Origin of the sequence: Streptomyces sp. NRRL F-5122 (assembly GCF_001507435.1) — a bacterium.
Classification (GTDB): domain Bacteria; phylum Actinomycetota; class Actinomycetes; order Streptomycetales; family Streptomycetaceae; genus Streptomyces; species Streptomyces lannensis.
Genome location: NZ_LMWH01000153.1, coordinates 1 through 373, shown reverse-complemented (window position 1 = coordinate 373; position 373 = coordinate 1). Strand labels below are relative to the sequence as shown.

Genomic DNA, 373 nt, shown 5'->3' with positions numbered 1-373 from the left:
CGAGTACACCCAGAACGGTGTCAAGATCACCCTCGCCGACGGCAAGGAGTTCGAGGCGGAGGTCCTCCTCGTCGCCGTCGGCCGCGGCCCGGTCTCCCATGGTCTCGGCTACGAGGAGGTCGGGGTCGCCATGGAGCGCGGTCACGTCCTCGTCGACGGGTACATGCGGACGAACATCCCGACCATCTCGGCCATCGGTGACCTGGTCCCGACCCTCCAGCTCGCGCACGTCGGCTTCGCCGAGGGCGTTCTGGTGGCAGAGCGTCTGGCGGGCCTGAAGGTCGTTCCGATCGACTACGACGGTGTGCCGCGGGTCACCTACTGCCACCCGGAGGTCGCCTCCGTCGGCATCACCGAGGCCAAGGCCAAGGAG

The 373-nt window shown here is 68.4% G+C and carries 1 protein-coding gene; it reads left to right on the top strand.

All coding sequences use genetic code 11. The annotated features are described in order from the left end of the window. Positions 1–373: FAD-dependent oxidoreductase (locus ADL25_RS17335; protein WP_159044945.1), on the top strand; the 373-nt coding region annotated here is incomplete at both ends.